The organism is Pseudomonas sp. NPDC078416 (genome assembly GCF_050268485.1).
In the GTDB taxonomy this organism is placed as follows: Bacteria; Pseudomonadota; Gammaproteobacteria; order Pseudomonadales; family Pseudomonadaceae; genus Aquipseudomonas.
The window spans coordinates 178421-196306 of the sequence record NZ_JBNNGV010000001.1 but is presented as its reverse complement, the minus strand read 5'-3'; the positions used below and the strand labels follow the sequence as shown (position 1 = coordinate 196306).

Annotated in this window: 16 protein-coding genes; 8 read left to right on the top strand and 8 right to left on the bottom strand. The window is 61.2% G+C overall.

Features of this window, described 5'->3' with window-relative positions:
- Positions 1 to 49: 49 nt before the first annotated feature.
- Both trxA and ACQKEN_RS00910 read right to left on the bottom strand, forming a co-directional pair.
- On the bottom strand, positions 50 to 379 hold the full coding sequence (gene trxA, locus ACQKEN_RS00915; RefSeq protein ID WP_427682997.1) for a thioredoxin TrxA: 330 nt from the start codon (positions 377 to 379) through the stop codon (positions 50 to 52).
- 123 nt (positions 380 to 502) lie between these two features.
- Complete coding sequence (locus ACQKEN_RS00910) at positions 503 to 1207, bottom strand: FadR/GntR family transcriptional regulator (RefSeq protein WP_427682995.1); 705 nt, start codon at positions 1205 to 1207, stop codon at positions 503 to 505.
- 266 nt (positions 1208 to 1473) lie between these two features.
- Between ACQKEN_RS00910 and ACQKEN_RS00905 the strand changes: the two genes are divergently transcribed.
- From ACQKEN_RS00905 to ppx, 5 genes are all read left to right on the top strand, one after another.
- The gene (locus ACQKEN_RS00905; RefSeq protein WP_427682993.1) at positions 1474 to 2259 is read left to right on the top strand and encodes a transporter substrate-binding domain-containing protein; all 786 of its coding nucleotides are present in this window, start codon (positions 1474 to 1476) and stop codon (positions 2257 to 2259) included.
- 23 nt (positions 2260 to 2282) lie between these two features.
- Positions 2283 to 2948, top strand: a complete 666-nt coding sequence (locus tag ACQKEN_RS00900) for an amino acid ABC transporter permease (protein WP_427682991.1) — start codon at positions 2283 to 2285, stop codon at positions 2946 to 2948.
- Entirely contained in the window at positions 2945 to 3595 is a 651-nt protein-coding gene (locus tag ACQKEN_RS00895) for an amino acid ABC transporter permease (RefSeq protein ID WP_427683771.1), read from the top strand. Before ACQKEN_RS00900 ends, ACQKEN_RS00895 begins: the two co-directional genes overlap by 4 nt.
- Positions 3582 to 4316: an amino acid ABC transporter ATP-binding protein gene (locus tag ACQKEN_RS00890; RefSeq protein ID WP_427682989.1), complete on the top strand. Its 735-nt coding sequence runs from the start codon at positions 3582 to 3584 to the stop codon at positions 4314 to 4316. The genes ACQKEN_RS00895 and ACQKEN_RS00890 overlap by 14 nt, the downstream gene beginning before the upstream one ends.
- A gap of 210 nt (positions 4317 to 4526) precedes the next feature.
- A complete protein-coding gene (ppx, locus tag ACQKEN_RS00885) occupies positions 4527 to 6029 on the top strand; it encodes an exopolyphosphatase (protein ID WP_427682987.1) in 1503 nt (500 codons plus the stop codon).
- On the opposite strand, the gene ppk1 is transcribed toward ppx, so the two are convergent.
- Positions 6016 to 8238 (bottom strand): polyphosphate kinase 1, encoded by a 2223-nt coding sequence (ppk1, locus tag ACQKEN_RS00880; protein ID WP_427682985.1) that lies wholly within the window; start codon positions 8236 to 8238, stop codon positions 6016 to 6018. The genes ppx and ppk1 overlap by 14 nt on opposite strands.
- A 518-nt stretch (positions 8239 to 8756) precedes the next feature.
- Between ppk1 and ACQKEN_RS00875 the strand changes: the two genes are divergently transcribed.
- Together ACQKEN_RS00875 and elbB are read left to right on the top strand one after the other, a co-directional pair.
- Positions 8757 to 9386, top strand: a complete 630-nt coding sequence (locus ACQKEN_RS00875; RefSeq protein WP_427683769.1) for a DedA family protein — start codon at positions 8757 to 8759, stop codon at positions 9384 to 9386.
- A 132-nt stretch (positions 9387 to 9518) separates the two neighbouring features.
- Complete coding sequence (gene elbB / locus ACQKEN_RS00870; RefSeq protein WP_427682983.1) at positions 9519 to 10199, top strand: isoprenoid biosynthesis glyoxalase ElbB; 681 nt, start codon at positions 9519 to 9521, stop codon at positions 10197 to 10199.
- A gap of 47 nt (positions 10200 to 10246) precedes the next feature.
- Here the strand turns inward: elbB and ACQKEN_RS00865 are convergent, their stop codons facing one another.
- The 4 genes from ACQKEN_RS00865 to ACQKEN_RS00850 form a co-directional block, all read right to left on the bottom strand.
- Entirely contained in the window at positions 10247 to 10729 is a 483-nt protein-coding gene (locus ACQKEN_RS00865; protein ID WP_427682981.1) for a YaiI/YqxD family protein, read from the bottom strand.
- 27 nt (positions 10730 to 10756) lie between these two features.
- Entirely contained in the window at positions 10757 to 12649 is a 1893-nt protein-coding gene (locus tag ACQKEN_RS00860) for an FTR1 family protein (RefSeq protein WP_427682979.1), read from the bottom strand.
- A gap of 931 nt (positions 12650 to 13580) precedes the next feature.
- A complete protein-coding gene (locus ACQKEN_RS00855) occupies positions 13581 to 14207 on the bottom strand; it encodes a LysE family transporter (RefSeq protein WP_265387613.1) in 627 nt (208 codons plus the stop codon).
- 139 nt (positions 14208 to 14346) lie between these two features.
- Positions 14347 to 16257 carry an ATP-binding cassette domain-containing protein gene (locus ACQKEN_RS00850; protein ID WP_427682977.1) on the bottom strand — a complete coding sequence of 637 codons (1911 nt, stop codon included), beginning with the start codon at positions 16255 to 16257 and terminating at the stop codon, positions 14347 to 14349.
- A 46-nt stretch (positions 16258 to 16303) separates the two neighbouring features.
- Here ACQKEN_RS00850 and ACQKEN_RS00845 point away from each other — a divergent pair, with 46 nt between their 5' ends.
- Positions 16304 to 16771, top strand: a complete 468-nt coding sequence (locus tag ACQKEN_RS00845; protein WP_427682975.1) for a TIGR02444 family protein — start codon at positions 16304 to 16306, stop codon at positions 16769 to 16771.
- On the opposite strand, the gene ACQKEN_RS00840 is transcribed toward ACQKEN_RS00845, so the two are convergent.
- On the bottom strand, positions 16768 to 17796 hold the full coding sequence (locus ACQKEN_RS00840) for an AlgP family protein (RefSeq protein WP_427682973.1): 1029 nt from the start codon (positions 17794 to 17796) through the stop codon (positions 16768 to 16770). The two genes, ACQKEN_RS00845 and ACQKEN_RS00840, sit on opposite strands and share 4 nt — an antisense overlap.
- Positions 17797 to 17886 lie beyond the last annotated feature (90 nt).

Below are 17886 nucleotides of genomic sequence, written 5' to 3'. Positions count from 1 at the left end.
TAGTACGACGCCAGAAATAAACCCCGCAATTTGCGGGGCTATATCGTCATCAGATGTTGGCGTCGAGGAACGCTTGCAGCTGGGACTTGGACAGTGCGCCGACCTTGGTCGCCGCCACTTCGCCGTCCTTGAACAGCATCAGGGTCGGGATACCACGAACGCCGTGCTTGGCCGGGGTTTCCTGATTGTCGTCGATGTTCAGCTTGGCAATGGTCAGCTTGCCTTCGTAAGTGCCGGCGATGTCATCCAGGACCGGGGCAATCATCTTGCACGGGCCACACCATTCAGCCCAGTAATCGACCAGTACAGGGCCGCTGGCCTTCAGGACATCGGCTTCGAAGGTCGCGTCGGTGACGTGTTTGATCAGGTCGCTACTCATGAGATTTCTCCGAGGTCATAGGCAAAAAAACGTGGGCCATCATAACTGTGTCACGCGGAGACAGGAAGCCGGGGTTAATTGTCTCTCGCTATGGCTCGCCAGGGTTACCTCAATCGACAGTATTCAGCCGGAGGGCGCGACGAACACAATGCCGGTACGCAAGGCTGCGCCGCGGATGTGCTCCTGCATGGCCTTCTGCGCCGGGCCAGACGCGTTTCGCGCCAGCGCTCGGAGGATCTTGCGGTGCTCCTGCCAGGTTTCCATGGCCCTGCCCGCGCGAATAAAAGGCAGTTTCTGGCTCTCCAGAAAAATATCGGCGCTGGTCGTGATGATCCCCAGAATCGCCTGATTGCCACTGGCGACGAGGATGCGCCGGTGGAAATCAAAGTCCAGCCGGGCCGCGCATTCAAAATCCCCTGCCTTGAGTTCAAGGCGCATGGCCTCGACGTTGTCTTCCAGTACATCGCGCTCGTCGGCCGTCAGCGTGACCGCTGCAAGCCCGGCGGCAAAACCCTCTAGCGCATAGCGCAGCTGAAAGGTCTCCGCAGGCGAGGCGTGCGCTGCATACGGCCAGGAAAATCCGCCCGTGCTCCGTTGTGGTTCAGAAACCGCCTGTACGAATACGCCTTTGCCGGGCTGCACACTGACCAGCCCCAGGGCGCTCAATGACGACAACGCCTCACGCAACGAAGCACGACTGACGCCCAGACGAATCGCCAGATCCCGCTGGGATGGCAGGCTGTCGCCGGGCACATAGCCCTGCTCGGCGATCAATTTGCGGATCGCCTGGAAGGCGGCTTCAGGCACTGCGACAGGGCTCGTATGCATGGCGATCAAGGTGTGGAAACCGTAGGAAAAATCCCTTGTATCGCCATCGAAGGCATCCGGCAAGTGACGCCCAAGCGAGGGGCGCCGGGCCTTTCAAGCGCGCCAAAGCAGGGCGGCGCGCCGACTCACTGTTCAGACCAGTTAGACCGGATCAAGCCTGCGGCCCGCATTCCATGGTCGCAAATCAGCGGCTGGCATGGGCTGTGCACTGGTGCTTGGCCATTACTCGGGCTTCGCCTACACACTGATCGATTCGGAGACACCACATGACCCAGCGTTACAGCGCCCTGCTCGCCGCCCTGTTTGCCAGCCTCATGCTCGGCCAGGCCCCCGCCCACGCTAATGGTCTGGATGATGTAACCGCTCGCGGCACGCTGAAAGTCGCCGTTCCGCAAGACTTCCCGCCATTCGGTTCGGTCGGCCCCGACATGCAGCCCCGTGGACTGGACATCGACACGGCAAAGCTCATTGCCGACCAATTGAAGGTCAAACTCCAACTGACGCCGGTCAACAGCACCAACCGCATCCCGTACCTGACCACTGGCAAAGTTGACCTGGTCATCTCCAGCCTTGGCAAAAACCCGGATCGCGAAAAGGTCATCGACTTCTCCCGCGCCTACGCCCCGTTCTACCTCGCGGTCTTCGGCCCGCCTGAAGACGCGGTCAAAATCGTGGACGACCTGAAAGGCAAAACCATCAGCGTGACCCGTGGCGCCATCGAGGACATCGAGCTGACCGCCGTTGCGCCGAAGGAAGCGACGATCAAACGCTTCGAGGACAACAACTCGACCATCGCAGCCTACCTGGCCAAGCAGACCGACCTGATCGCCAGCGGCAACGTGGTGATGGTCGCCATCAGCGAGAAGAACCCCAAGCGCATCCCTGAGCTGAAAGTGAAGCTCAAGGACTCGCCGGTCTACGTGGGTGTGAACAAAGGTCAGCCCGAGTTGCTCGCCAAGGTGAACGAGATACTCGAAGCGGCAAAGAAAGACGGTTCGCTGGAAAAGAACGCGCAGACCTGGCTCAAGCAGCCATTGCCTGCCGACCTCTGATCATCGACCGCCGAGGCGCTTAAATGGCTTATCAGTTCGACTTTATCCCGGTCCTGCAAAACGCTGACCTGCTGCTGCGCGGTGCGCTGTTCACGCTGGAACTGACCGCGATCGGCACCCTGCTCGGCGTCAGTCTCGGCATCGTCGGGGCGATTGTCAGGGCGTGGAAAATACAGCCGTTCTCGGCCATTTTCGGTGTCTATGTCGAGCTGATCCGCAACACGCCGTTTCTGGTGCAGCTGTTTTTCATCTTCTTCGGGCTGCCGTCCCTGGGCCTGCAGATATCGGAATGGCAAGCCGCCGTCTTGGCGATGGTCATCAACCTCGGCGCCTATTCGACGGAGATCATCCGTGCGGGCGTGCAGGCGATTCCGCGCGGCCAGATCGAGGCGTCGGCCGCGCTGGCGATGACCCGCTTCGAGACCTTCCGCCACGTCGTGCTGGTCCCGGCGCTGGGCAAAGTCTGGCCGGCGTTGAGCAGCCAGATCATCATCGTGATGCTCGGCTCGGCAGTCTGTTCGCAGATCGCCACCGAGGAGCTGAGCTTTGCCGCGAATTTCATTCAGTCGCGCAATTTTCGCGCGTTTGAGACGTACATCATTACCACGCTGATCTACCTGTGCATGGCGCTGCTGGTGCGTCAGTTGCTGGCCTGGATCGGCCGACGTTATATCGCGAGGAGCCGCTGATGGACTTCACCCTTTGGGACGTCGTGCGCAACTTGCTGACCGGGCTGCAATGGACTTTGGCGCTGTCGCTGGTGGCGTTCATCGGCGGCGGCGTGATCGGGTTGCTGGTGATGACCCTGCGCATCTCCGAGAAGGCAATGCCGCGCAGATTCGCGCGCTGCTACATCGAACTGTTTCAAGGCACGCCGTTGTTGATGCAGCTGTTTCTGGTGTTCTTCGGGATGGCGCTGATGGGCATCGACATTTCGCCCTGGCTGGCGGCGGCGCTGGCGTTGACGTTGTTCACCAGTGCGTACCTGGCTGAGATCTGGCGGGGCTGCGTGGAGTCGATTTCCAACGGCCAGTGGGAAGCTTCCGCGAGCCTGGCGCTGACGCCGTTCGAGCAACTGCGCTATGTGATTCTGCCCCAGGCATTGCGCATCGCGGTGGCGCCGACGGTGGGGTTCTCGGTGCAGGTGGTCAAAGGCACGGCGGTCACGTCGATCATCGGCTTCACCGAGCTGACCAAAACCGGCGGCATGCTCGCCAACGCCACGTTCCAGCCTTTCATGGTCTACGGCTTCGTTGCCCTGGGCTACTTCCTGCTTTGCTATCCGTTGTCGCTCAGCGCGCGCTACCTGGAAAGGAGACTTCATGCCTCTGCTTAGAATTTCCGCCCTGCACAAGTATTACGGCGACCACCATGTGCTCAAGGGCATCGACCTCAGCGTTGAGGAAGGCCAGGTCGTGGCGATCATCGGGCGCAGCGGTTCGGGCAAGAGCACGCTGCTGCGCACGCTCAACGGGCTGGAGTCGATCAACGACGGGGTGATCGAGGTCGACGGCGAATACCTCGACGCCGCGCGGGCTGATCTGCGCAGCCTGAGGCAGAAAGTCGGCATGGTATTTCAGCAATTCAACCTGTTTCCGCACCTGACGGTGGGCGAGAACGTGATGCTCGCGCCGCAGGTGGTGAAGAAAGCTTCCAAAGCCGAAGCGGCGAAGCTGGCAAAGGAAATGCTCAATCGCGTGGGCCTGGGCGAGAAATTCGACGCCTTCCCTGACCGACTGTCCGGTGGTCAGCAGCAACGGGTGGCGATTGCGCGTGCGCTGGCGATGTCGCCCAAAGTGCTGCTGTGCGATGAAATCACCTCGGCGCTCGACCCGGAGCTGGTTAACGAAGTACTCGCGGTCGTTCGCGAGCTGGCCAAAGACGGCATGACGCTGATCATGGTCACCCACGAAATGCGCTTCGCCCGGGAAGTAGGCGACAAGCTGGTGTTCATGCATCAGGGCAAGGTCCATGAAGTCGGCGACCCGAAAGAATTGATGGCCAACCCGAAGACGCCCGAGTTGGCGAATTTCATCGGGTCGGTTGAGCAGGGGTGAGTCCGGGTGCAGGGCCGGCTTTGGCTCATATTGTAGGACCGGCTTTAGCCGGGAAGACGTCAGGTGTCACACCGCAACATTGACGGCGCACAAGCAGGCCTCTTCCCGGCTAAAGCCGGTCCTGCTAATACCGCGCAAATACGTTGCCGGTTTGGCGACGGTGATGGATCGTGGCACGATGTCGGAGTTATCGACCGAGACCTTTTGACCATGCCGCTATCCACAGCCAAAAACCTCTCGCTGATCGCCGCGATCGACCTGGGCTCCAACAGCTTCCATATGGTTGTCGCCAAAGCCAATCAGGGCGAAATTCGCATCCTTGAGCGGCTCGGTGAGAAAGTGCAGCTGGCCGCGGGGATCGATGACGACCGCCGCCTCAGCGAAGAATCCATGCAGCGCGGGCTCGACTGCCTCAAGCGCTTCTCCCAACTGATCAACGGTATGCCGCCCGGCGCCGTGCGCATCGTGGGCACCAACGCCCTGCGCGAAGCCCGCAATCGCAACGAATTCATCCATCGCGCCGAAGAAATCCTCGGTCATCCGGTGGAAGTCATCTCCGGACGTGAAGAAGCGCGACTGATCTACCTGGGCGTTTCCCATACCCTGGCCGACACGCCCGGCAAACGCCTGGTCGCCGACATTGGCGGCGGCAGCACCGAGTTCATCATCGGCCAGCGCTTCGAGCCACTGTTGCGCGAAAGCCTGCAGATGGGCTGCGTCAGCTTCACTCAGCGTTATTTCAAGGACGGCAAGATCACCCCGGCGCGCTACGCCCAGGCTTACACCGCCGCGCGGCTGGAAATCATGAGCATCGAGCACGCGCTGCATCGCCTGACGTGGGATGAGGCCATCGGTTCTTCCGGCACCATTCGCGCCATCGGCCTGGCGCTGAAGGCAGGCGGCCACGGTAATGGTGAGGTCAACGCCGAAGGCCTGGCCTGGCTCAAGCGCAAGCTGATGAAGCTGGGCGAAGTGGACAAGATCGATTTCGAAGGCCTCAAGCCTGATCGTCGGGCGATCTTCCCGGCGGGCCTCGCGATCCTCGAAGCGATCTTCGACGCCCTCGACCTCAAGCGCATGGACCACTGCGAAGGCGCGCTGCGTGAAGGCGTGCTGTACGACCTGCTGGGCCGTCATCACCACGAAGACGTGCGCGAACGCACCCTCAGCTCGCTGATGGAGCGCTACCACGTTGATCTCGAACAAGCCGCCCGTGTGGAGCGCAAGGCGCTGTCAGCGCTGGAGCAAGTAGCGACGGCGTGGGAGCTTGAGGACAATGCGTATCGCGAACTGCTGAGCTGGGCCGCCAAAGTGCACGAAGTGGGTCTGGACATCGCCCACTATCACTACCACAAGCATGGCGCCTACCTGATCGAGCACTCGGACCTGGCCGGTTTCTCGCGCGAGGACCAGCAAATGCTCGCGCTGCTGGTGCGCGGTCATCGTCGCAATATTCCCAAGGACAAGTTTGCCGAGTTCGGCAACGAAGGCGTGAAGCTGATTCGTCTGTGCGTGCTGCTGCGTTTTGCGATTCTGTTTCACCACATTCGCGGCACCCAAGAGATGCCGCAGCCTGTGCTGACCGCCAACGATAACCACCTGGACATCGTGTTCCCGGATGGCTGGCTGGAAAACAACCAGCTGACTCAGGCCGACTTCGCGCTCGAAGCGGAGTGGCTGACCCGAGTCGGCATCATCCTCAACGTACGCTGAGGACCGGGTTGCTGAGTTTTTCCAACAGACTCGCCTGCACATTGCGGGCGTTCTGGTTGCCGGTCGGGGTGCTGCGAATGTAGCGCCCGTCCGGCTGCAGCAGCCAGCTATGGGTGTTGTCGGTCAGGTACCCTTCCAGCTCTTTCTTCACACGCAAGATCAGCTTCTTGCCTTCCACCGGGAAGCACGTCTCGACGCGCTTGTCGAGGTTGCGCTCCATCCAGTCGGCGCTGGACAGGAACATCTGCTCGTCGCCGCCATTGAGGAAGTAGAACACCCGCGTGTGCTCAAGGAAGCGGCCGATGATCGAGCGCACCTGAATGTTGTGGGACACGCCGGGCACGCCAGGGCGCAGGCAGCACATGCCGCGCACGACGAGGTCGATCTTGACCCCGGTCTGGCTGGCCTTGTACAGCGCGCGAATGATCTTCGGGTCGGTCAGCGAGTTGAACTTGGCGATGATGTGCGCAGGCTTGCCCTCGGACGCGAACTGCGTCTCCCGGCCAATCATGTCCAGCATGCCTTTCTTCAGGGTGAACGGCGCGTGCAGCAACTTCTTCATGCGCAGCGTCTTACCCATGCCGATCAACTGGCTGAACAGCTTGCCGACGTCTTCGCACAACGCATCGTCCGAGGTCAGCAGGCTGTAGTCGGTATACAGACGCGCGTTGCCAGCGTGATAGTTGCCCGTACCCAAATGCGCGTAACGGACGATCTCGCCGGCTTCACGGCGCAGGATCAGCATCATCTTGGCGTGGGTCTTGTAACCGACCACGCCGTAGATCACCACGGCGCCGGCCGCTTGCAGGCGGCTGGCCAGTTGCAGGTTCGACTCTTCGTCAAAACGTGCACGCAGCTCGATGACGGCGGTCACTTCCTTGCCGTTGCGCGCGGCATCCACCAGCGCATCGACGATTTCCGAATTGGCGCCACTGCGGTACAGCGTCTGACGCACGGCCAGCACGTGAGGGTCTTTCGCCGCTTGGCGCAGCAGATCGACAACCGGTGTGAAGGACTCGAACGGGTGCAGCAGCAGAATGTCCTGCTTGCTGATCACGTTGAAAATGTTCTCGCTGTTCTGCAGCAACTTCGGAATCGCCGGGGTGAACGGCATGTACTGCAGCTCGGGATGACTGTCCAGGCCCGTGATGCTGAATAGCCGCGTCAGGTTCACCGGTCCATTGACCTGATACAGCTCGCTCTCGCTCAGGTTGAATTGCTTGAGCAGGTAGTCCGACAGCAGTTTCGGGCAGGTATCCGCCACTTCCAGACGCACCGCGTCGCCGTACCGACGAGAGAACAGCTCGCCACGCAGCGCGCGGGCAAGGTCTTCGACGTCTTCGGAGTCGAGGGCCAGATCGGCGTTTCGGGTCAGACGGAACTGGTAGCAGCCCTTGACCTTCATGCCCTGGAACAGGTCATCGGCGTGAGCATGAATCATTGAGGACAGGAACACATAGTTGTCCCCCGGGCCGCCCACGTCTTCCGGCACCTTGATGATGCGCGGCAGCAGGCGCGGTGCCGGAATGATCGCCAGGCCCGAGTCACGGCCGAAGGCGTCAATGCCTTCCAGCTCAACGATGAAGTTGAGCGACTTGTTCACCAGCAGCGGGAACGGGTGCGTCGGGTCCAGACCGATCGGCGTGATGATCGGCGCGATCTCGTCACGGAAATAACGACGCACCCAGGCCTTGATCTTGGCGTTCCAGTTGCGACGGCGGATGAAGCGCACCTGATGCTTTTCCAGCTCAGGCAGCAAGATGTCGTTGAGAATGGCGTACTGCCGATCCACGTGGCCGTGAACCAGTTCGCTGATGCGAGCCAGCGCCTGATGAGGCTGCAGCCCATCAGCGCCGGCCTGTTCGCGAGCGAAGGTGATTTGCTTCTTGAGCCCGGCAACGCGGATTTCGAAGAATTCGTCGAGGTTGCTGGAGAAGATCAGCAGGAACTTGAGCCGCTCAAGCAACGGATAGGACTCGTCCAGCGCCTGCTCCAACACGCGAATGTTGAACTGCAGCTGCGACAGCTCGCGATGAATATAGAGGCTGCTGTCATCCAGATTGGGGACCGCGATGACATGCGGGGCCGGATGATGCGTCTCCAGCGCTGGGACCACTTCAATGGTCGGCTCGACCACAGGCGTGACTTCCTGGTTGACGGGCTGCGGGTCAAGCTCGACTGCGGCTTCGGTAGATCCTTCGGTGCTCATGAATAATCCTGTAAGGCAATTGGCCTTGTAACAGTTGGGCCGCGCATACGGCCGATGTCGGAATGCCGCGTGCGCCACAACAGTGGTGACGTACAGCGTGGGGCAACGGTCACGCCCGGGCCGCGGCGGTTCTGAAGATGTTTGCAGCCTGACTCGATATCGAGCGGCGGGGCGACCGGCGTCAGGCGAGATGCTGTGAGCGGTTTGACTCTCCACGCTACGGATTTCTCCGTACGGTGCAAGCCCTGACCTGCAGACATCCGGGTGATACTCAACATCGGACAACGTGCGACGAAGGGTTCCGAGCCCATACAGCCGGGCAAGCGTGACATTTATAAGCGGCGATTATGACACTCGCGTGACAGGTGTAATTGCGACGTAACACGTGCGATACAACCCCCCTCCCCAAGCGAATAATCGCTGCTGAATGTAGGAAACTTTAACGCGGTGACACATTTGCATACTTTCCTGAATGACTTGGGCGCGTTAGGCTGCGCGTTCATTTCGCCAGCACCCAAATAATGCTCCAGCATTTTTTACAAGAATTTGGCTATTTCGCCCTTTTCCTCGGGACCTTTTTTGAAGGCGAGACCATTCTGGTGCTTGCCGGCTTTCTCGCGTTCCGCGGATACATGGATATTAATCTGGTCGTGGTGGTTGCCTTCTTCGGCAGCTATGCAGGCGACCAACTCTGGTATTTCATGGGACGCAAGCATGGCCGCAAGCTTCTGGCGCGCAAACCTCGCTGGCAGTTGATGGGCGACCGCGCGCTGGAACATATCCGGCGCCACCCCGACATCTGGGTGCTGAGCTTCCGCTTCGTTTATGGCCTGCGCACGGTCATGCCGGTGGCCATCGGCTTGTCCGGCTATCCACCGGGGCGCTACCTGTTGCTCAACGGCATCGGCGCAGCGGTGTGGGCAGCGGCACTGGGCGCCGCGGCGTACAAGTTCGGTTCGGTGCTTGAAGGCCTGTTGGGCAACGTCAAGAAGTACGAGCTGTGGGTCTTGGGCGCATTGCTGGTGATTGGTGTGCTGCTGTGGATTCGCCGGCGCATCAAAAACGCACGTATCGCCCGAGAAGAGAAGCTGGCCGTCGCGGCCAATGCCGAAGTCAACGCAAACGCCAGGCACACCCCTGACGAGTAAACCCTCGGCGCATGCCCACGACGCTGGAGACATTCGCTGACGGCGTTGTCCTAGGTTCATGGCTTGCGACATCAGCGCAATGCTGACCTGCGTAACCGGCTGGGCCGGAGCAACCGAGAGAGGAACACGCGAATGACCAAAAAAGTAGCCGTTATTCTTTCTGGCTGTGGCGTTTACGACGGCGCTGAAATCCACGAAAGCGTGCTGACGTTGCTGCGCCTTGATCAGCGCGGCGCAGTCGTGAAGTGCTTTGCACCCAATATCCCGCAGCATCACGTCATCAACCATCTGACCGGCGAAGAGATGCCCGAGTCGCGCAACGTGCTGGTCGAATCAGCCCGCATTGCCCGTGGCGCCATCGAAGACATCCGCGAAGCCGACGTCACCGAATTCGATGCCTTGATCATCCCTGGCGGCTTCGGTGCCGCGAAAAACCTGTCTAACTTTTCCACTCAAGGCGCTGGCTGCAAGGTCCAGGCTGAAGTGCTGGCGATGGCCGAAGCGTTCGCCGCAGCCGGCAAACCCATCGGGCTCATCTGCGTCTCACCGGCGCTGGCCGCCAAAATCTATGGGCCAGGCGTCACCTGCACGATCGGCAACGACGCCGACACCGCCGCAGCGATCACCCGAATGGGCGGCACTCATCAGGAGTGCGAGGTGACGGAGATCGTCGAAGACAAGGACCGCAAACTGGTGAGCACACCCGCTTACATGGTCGCCAAGTCTATTGGTGAGGCGGCATCCGGGATCAACAAGCTGGTGGATCGGGTGCTGGAGCTGGTGCAGGAAAACGAGGATCGCCTTCCCGACTGATTCAAAAAGGGGCTGGTGATGCACTTACCGCTCACCCGCCTTCAGCCCTAAGGGTGTTCGCCTGTGGGCTGCGCGGGATACTCTCGCGCCAACCGCGTCAGGATCCGGTCGAGGCAGTTGGCAAACGCCTGTTTCTCCCGCTCGCCATAAGCGCCCTGCCCGCCACTGGCCTGCCCTTGCTCACGCAGGTCCGTAAAGAGGTTACGCATGGCCAGGCGCTGGCCCATGTTATGCGCATCGAACTCCTTGCCCCGTGGATCGAGCGCTGCAACACCCTTCTTCACCAGCCGATCAGCCAGCGGCACATCGCTGCAGATCACCAGTTCCCCGGGCACGGCGTGGTCGACCAGATAATCATCAGCCGCATCGGGGCCGCTGGGCACAACGATCAGCTTCACCAGGGTCAGGCTCGGCTTGATCTGGCTCCGCCCCGCCACCATCACGACCTCGAACTTGCGCTTGAGGGCGAACTTGATGACGAGGTCCTTGGCGGCCTTGGGGCAGGCGTCGGCATCGATCCAGACGCGCATACGCGACTCCGATTTCAGAAAGTGAATTTAGGCAACGGCCGCGCGGCGCTTCTCAGCGATTCGACTGCGACCATACAGCACCACAATCGCCAAAAGCGCTATGGCTTGCGCACCCAGGGAATAGGCGTCGGCGTGAATACCCAGCCAGTCGAAATCGAAGAACGGCACCGGACGCGTTCCAAAAATACCGGCTTCCTGCAGCGCCTTGACGCCATGGCCGGCGAACACCACCGACAACGCACACAGCAGCGCAGCGTTGATGCCGAAGAAGAGCGTCAGCGGCAGCTTCGCCGAACCCCGCAGGATCACCCACGCCAGGCCGACAAGCAGTACCAGCGCCGTGGCGCCGCCGGCCAAAACGGCGTTGTGGCCGGCGGGCCCTGCCTGCAGCCACAGGGTTTCGTAGAACAGAATGACTTCGAACAGCTCGCGGTAGACCGAGAAGAACGCCAGGACCGCAAAGCCGAAACGGCCACCGCCTCCAACGAGGCTGCTCTTGATGTAATCCTGCCAGGCCGCGGCATGACGCCGGTCGTGCATCCACACCCCCAGCCACAGCACCATGACGCTGGCGAACAGTGCGGTCGCGCCCTCCAGCAGCTCGCGCTGCGAACCACTGACATCAATGACGTACGCTGCCAGCGCCCACGTGCCCAGGCCCGCCAGCAACGCCAGCCCCCACCCGACGTTAACGCTGCGCACAGCCGACTGCTGACCGGTGTTGCGCAGGAACGCGAGAATGGCGGCGAGCACCAGAATCGCTTCCAGTCCTTCGCGCAGCAGAATCAGCAAGCCCGAGATGAAGCTCAATGAGGTGCTCAGGCCATTGCTGCCGAGCAGATCGGCCGACTCCTTGAGCTTGACCTTGGCATCCGCGAGCTTCTGCGCCGCTTGCGCTGCGGGCAGGCCGTCCTGAAGCGACTGCCGATAGGCCATGAGCGCTTTTTCGGTGTCCTTGCGCACGGTGGCATCGACGTTGTCGAGCGAGCTTTCGACCAGCTCAAAACCCTCCAGATACGCCGCAACGGCCAGGTCATACGCTTGCTCACGATCGCCGGCCTGGTACGCGGCAAGGCTCTTGTCCAGGGTTGCGCTGGTGTAATCGAGCAGCTGAGCCGGGCCGCGTTGAACCTGAGGCGGCTGCGCGCGCTGGGCACGGAAGCTAGCCGCGGCTTGCGGACCTTCGGCGGCACTGACCTCAGTGGGCGTTTGCCGCGCGAGATCAGCGAGGTTGTAAGGTTTGTCCTGCTTCGCAGAGGAATCCGCACTGAAGCCTGCGATGTAAGTGGCAACGTCCCAACGCTGGCGGTCATCCAGTTGGTCCGCGAACGCTGGCATTTCAGTGCCTTCAATGCCCAGCCCGAGGGTGTTGTAGATGTCGTAGAGGCTCAGGCGGTCGAGACGGGCTGCGTCACGCAAGTTGGCCGGTGGCGGTGAAAGACCAATCCCGGCCGGACCGTCGCCTGCGCCGGCATCGCCGTGGCACACCGAACAATACTGCGCATACAAAGGCGCGCCACGTGCGGGATCCGGGGTAATCACCGGCGCCTGGCTGACTTCGTACGCCACTGCCAGCTTCGCACCGAGCTGACGCGCCTGACGGGCCACTTGGGCCCCGTCCTGCTTCTGATTGACCGCATTCAACAGCGCTGAGACGCCCTGCTCCAGCTCTGAACGCTCCGGCTTGGCCGGCAACGCGGCGATCGTGCCCTGCAGCGCCGCGAGAAACTCCAACTGCTCGCGGTACTCGGCGTCATCCACGACCTTGCCGTCCGCGACCGTCGCCGGGTAGTCCGCCCCGACGTAATCGAGCAAATGCAAAGCCTGAGCCGCGTCCTCGGCAGGCGCTGCGCAGGCACCGACGCTGAACAGGCTCAACAGCACGAGGCTCAGGCAGGTCAAAAAGCGGGAGCGGAACATGGGGGGTGGATCTCAAATAGGAATGCGAAGGGTTGCCATTGTTCATGTTCGGCACGGAGGACTCAAGCGCTGCATTGATAACCGTGACTCAATTGTGGGACCGGCTTTAGCCGGGAAGACGTCACTCCCCCTGTTAACCCTGTTGTCCAACACACCGCTTTCGCGAGCAAGCTCACTCCTACAATTTCGTGTGCGCGCACGACGTCAGCGTTGGACGCAAATCCCCTGTAGGAGCAATCGGAGGTTACGACGGTCGCGAACGCGGTGGGCCTGTGAGATCGACGGTGGGTGACACACCGCCTTCGCGAGCAAACTCACTCCTACAATTTCGTGTGCGCGCACGACGTCAGCGTTAGACGCAAATCCCCTGTAGGAGCAATCGGAGGTTACGACGGTCGCGAACGCGGTGGGCCTGTGAGATCGACGGTGGCTGACACACCGCCTTCGCGAGCAAGCTCACTCCTGCAATTTCGTGTGCGCGCACGACGTCAGCGTTAGACGCAAATCCCCTGTAGGAGCAATCGGAGGTTACGACGGTCGCGAAGGCGGTAGGCCTGTGACATCGACGGTGGCTGACACACCGCTTTCGCGAGCAAGCTCACTCCTACAATTTCGTGTGCGCGCCCGACATCCGCGCTGGACGCAAATACCTTGTAGGAGCAATCGGAGGTTACGACGGTCGCGAACGCGGTAGGCCTGTGACATCGAGGGTGGCTGACACAATGCATTCCCGAGCAAGCACTGCCATTTCCACTGGACGAGCGCGATGCTTTTAGTGGGACCGGCTTTAGCCGGGAAGACTTCAGCCGTCACACCGCAAAGGTGAGGGTGTCGATACCGGCCTCTTCCCGGCTGAAGCCGGTCCTACAAAACACCGCACGCATCCAATTAGATCGGCTGTTACTCGACTGTGGAGCGGGCTTTTGCCGAATCAGGCGCGATGCAAGGTGGCGAGGAATGCCGCGGCGCTGACGAACAATCCGGCAAATGTGCGATTCATCCGGCGTTGCTGTTTGGGGGTTTTGAGGGCGCGGAGCACTTTCGAGGCCAGGCCGGTGTAGCCCGCCATGACGATCAGATCCACGCAGACCATGGTCGCGGCGATGATCAGGTATTGCGGCAGCAGCGGCAGGTGCGTGTCGATGAACTGCGGCAGGATCGCCAGGATGAACACCAGCGCCTTGGGGTTGCTGATGTTCACCAGAAACCCGCGGGCCATGAGCACCAGCGGCTTGCCCACCGGGCGCACAGCCGACTCATCCGCCAAATCGCTCGGCAGCGCACGCCATTGCTTGATGCCCAGATACACCAAGTAGGCGACGCCAAACCATTTGATCAGGGTAAACGCCAACGCCGAAGTGGCCAGTACCGCGCCAAGCCCGGCGGCGACTACAGCGATCTGCACGACGAGGGCGACCTGCAGGCCCAGCGCGTTCCAGTAGCCGCGCCAGAACCCGTATTGCAGCCCGCTGGACATCGAGGCGATAGCGCCCGCGCCCGGTGACAGACTGATAACCCAGCAAGCGGCGAAGAACGCCAACCATGTTTCGAGCGACATCACGCACCTCAGGCAACGAAATCTTCGCCTAACCTAGTGTTTACGGGCCTTCGAAGGCCAGTCATTTCTGACTGTTGCGGCGACTTGGCCGACAGCTGTTCCGGTCGCCTGCGTTGCACGGCTAACGCAGGTCACGCCATCAGGACAACGCTTCCAGCTCGGCCTGCATCGACTCCAGCAATTCCAGCGCTTCCATCCACGCTTCTTCGAGCTCGGATTCACGGGATTTGAGCTTGGCCTGATCAGCCAGCAGGTCGCGCAATTTATCTTTGTTGGCCGCCTCGTAAATGCCGCTGTCACCCAGGGCCACTTCAATCTTTGCCAGTTTCTCGTGCAACGTGCCGAGCTCTTTTTCAAGCTTGTCGGCTTCGCGCTTGTGCGGCGCGAGTTGGTGGCGCAACGCGGCGGCCTGCTGTCGCTGGGCTTTCTTGTCGGTCTTGTCGACGTTCACCGGCGTATTACTTGTCGGTGCATTGCGCAGGCGGTAGTCCACCAGCCAACGGGCGTAGTCGTCCAGATCGCCATCGAACTCCTGAACCAGGCCATCGGCGACGAGGAGGAAGTTGTCAGTGGTGCTCTTGAGCAAATGCCGATCGTGGGAGACCACCAGCACCGCGCCACTGAATTCCTGAAGCGCCATGGTCAAGGCCAGGCGCATTTCCAGATCCAGGTGGTTAGTCGGTTCGTCCAGCAGCAGCAGGTTGGGTTTGTCCCAGGCAATCAGGGCCAACGCCAGTCGCGCTTTCTCGCCACCGGAGAAGTTCAGCACCGGCTCGTCGAGTCGCGCACCCCGGAAATCGAAACCGCCAAGGAAATCCCGCAAGGCCTGTTCGCGCTCGGTGGGCGCGATACGCTGCAGGTGCAACAACGGACTGGCCTTAGAGTCCAGAGAGTCGAGCTGATGCTGAGCGAAGTAGCCGACCACCGTGTTTTCGCCACGCACCATGCGCCCGCTCAACGGCTCGAGTTCGCCCGCGAGGTTTTTGATCAGCGTGGATTTACCGGCGCCGTTCGGGCCCAGCAAGCCGATACGTGCGCCCGGCGTCAGTTGCAGCTTCACCTTTTGCAGGATGGCTTTGTCGCCATAGCCCAGTCGCGCGTCAGACAGGTCCATCAGCGGGCTGGAGATCTTGGTCGATTCGCGGAAGGTGAAGTCGAACGGAGAATCGACGTGGGCCGCCGACAGCTCCTCCATTCGCTCAAGCGCCTTGATCCGGCTCTGGGCCTGTTTGGCTTTAGTGGCCTGGGCCTTGAAGCGCGTGATGAATTTCTCCATGTGCGCGCGCTGGGCCTGTTGCTTGTCGTAGGCCTGCTGTTGCTGGGCCAGGCGTTCGGCACGGGCGCGTTCGAAAGCGCTGTAACCGCCGCGATAAAGCGTGATCTTTTTCTGCTCGACGTGGGCAACGTGATCGACAACCGCATCCAGAAAATCGCGGTCGTGGGAGATCAGCAGCAGCGTGCCCTGATAGCTCTTGAGCCAGTCTTCAAGCCAGAGAATGGCATCGAGATCCAAGTGGTTGGTCGGCTCATCGAGCAGCAACAGGTCCGAGGGACACATCAAGGCCTGCGCCAGGTTGAGACGCATCCGCCAGCCACCGGAGAAGTCGCTGACCTGGCGCTCCATCTGCTCGTTGGTGAAGCCCAAACCTGCCAGCAACTTGCGCGCCCGCGCATCGGCGGTGTAGCCATCGGCGCTGTCGAGTTCCGAATGCAGACGCGCCTGCGCGGCGCCGTCCTGGGCGGCCTCGGCAGCCGCGAGGTCATGCTGCACCTGGCGCAAGCGCAGATCGCCGTCGAGTACGTAGTCCACCGCCAGACGATCGAGGGTATCGACCTCCTGACGCATGTGGGCGATGCGCCAATCGGCAGGCAGCAGGCAGTCGCCGTTGTCGGGGGTCAGTTCACCCCGCAGTAGCGCGAACAGGCTGGATTTACCGGCGCCGTTGGCGCCGATCAGGCCGGCTTTCTGGCCGGCGTGCAGGGTCAGCTCGGCGTCTTCTAGCAGACGTTGCGGACCACGCTGTAAGGTAAGGCTTTGAAGTCTGATCATAATGGCGGCGGAGTCTACCAGCTTCGCCCAAAACAGGTAGATGACGATGCTTTCGGACCTATGGAGTTTCACCCTCGATTTCTATGCTCGCCCAGGCGTTGAGCAGGCATGTCTCACCCTGCAGGCCAGTGGCGCCAATGTCTGCGCGCTGCTGTGCGGCGTCTGGATGGACCGCCGTGGTGTGCAGTTCGACCCGGACCGGGCGCGACAAATCGGACAATTGGCCGACCCGTGGCACGAGAAGGTGGTGGGGCCACTGAGGGATGTTCGGACACGCTGGAAGGCCGACGCGACAGAAGACGAAGAACTCACGGCTTTACGGGACAGGCTGAAAATTCTGGAGCTTGATGCCGAGCGTGAGCTGCTGGTGCGGTTGCAACGGCTGACCAGAGACTGGCCTGAGCGAGACGCTCAACCTACAGGTGTGTGGCTGCAAGCGCTGGCGGGAGGTGCTGATCAAGCCAGTCCCGACGCGTTGCAGATTCTGCTTCGCGCCGGGACCGATATCGCTTAGGACGCGCTGTTCGACGTCGAATCAGCAGCTGGCGCGGCCGGAGCGGCTGGCGCAGGGGACGCTGCCGGAGCAGCAGGCGCTGGCTTGGCGGCTGTGGAGACGGCAGGCTTGGCAGCCGGTTTTGCCGCAGGCTTCGCTGCGACTGGCTTCGCGGCAGCAGGCTTGGTCGCTGCTGGCTTGGCGGCCGGCTTGGCAACCGGGCTCGCTTTGGCGACAGGCTTGGCTGCTACTTTGCTCACAGCAGGTTTGGCGGCGGCACTGGCGGCTGGCTTTGCAGCAGGCGCTTTAGCCGGGGCAGGTTTGGCAGCGGCTTTCACGGCGGCCGGTTTGGCAGAGGTGGTCTTGAGGGCGGGCTTGGCGGCCGATTTCGCAGCAACGGCGGTTTTAGCAGCTGGCTTGCTCGCAGCGCTGGCAACTGGCTTGGCAGCAGGTGCCTTGCTCGCAGCAGGCTTGGCAGCAACGGTTTTCGCAGTCACTTTGGCAACGGTTTTTTCAGCGACAGCTTTGACTGCAGTTTTAGCAGCAGGCTTAACCGGCACAGCTTTGGCCGCAGGTTTTGCAGATGCCTTCGCAGGTGATTTTGGCGCGACAGGCTTGGCAGCAGCCTGAACCGGGGCTTTTGCAGCGCGATCGTTCAGCGCTTTGCCAACGGCTTCCTTCACGCGGCCAATGCCTTGGGCCAGCTTCAGGCTTTCCTGAGCATCACGCTTGAGGTTGAGGATGTAGCTGCGGGTTTCGGTCTGACGATCTTTCAACGCGTCGAGCAACGACTCAAGCTCGGCCACACTGTCTTTGGCCTTGCCTTGAGCCTTGGCTTTACCGGCGGCGGCAGCGTCCTGCAACTTGGTGCGCGACTTGTGCAGTTTTTCCTGCGCCTTGCCACGTTGCTTCTCGAGTTTGGCGAGCAGTTTTTCAGCGTCAGCCAATGCTTGAGAACAGGCGTTTTCGAGATGTTCGAGCAGGCTGCCCGACAGCTGTTGAAGCAAATGCAACGGAGTGTTTACTGGCTTCTTGGTGGCCGACATGACTTACCTCCTGGCTGATTTGAGTGCGGCCATACTAGACCTCCGCCCGCACCGCCGCTAGGGCATCTTGACACTACAATCCCCGCTCTG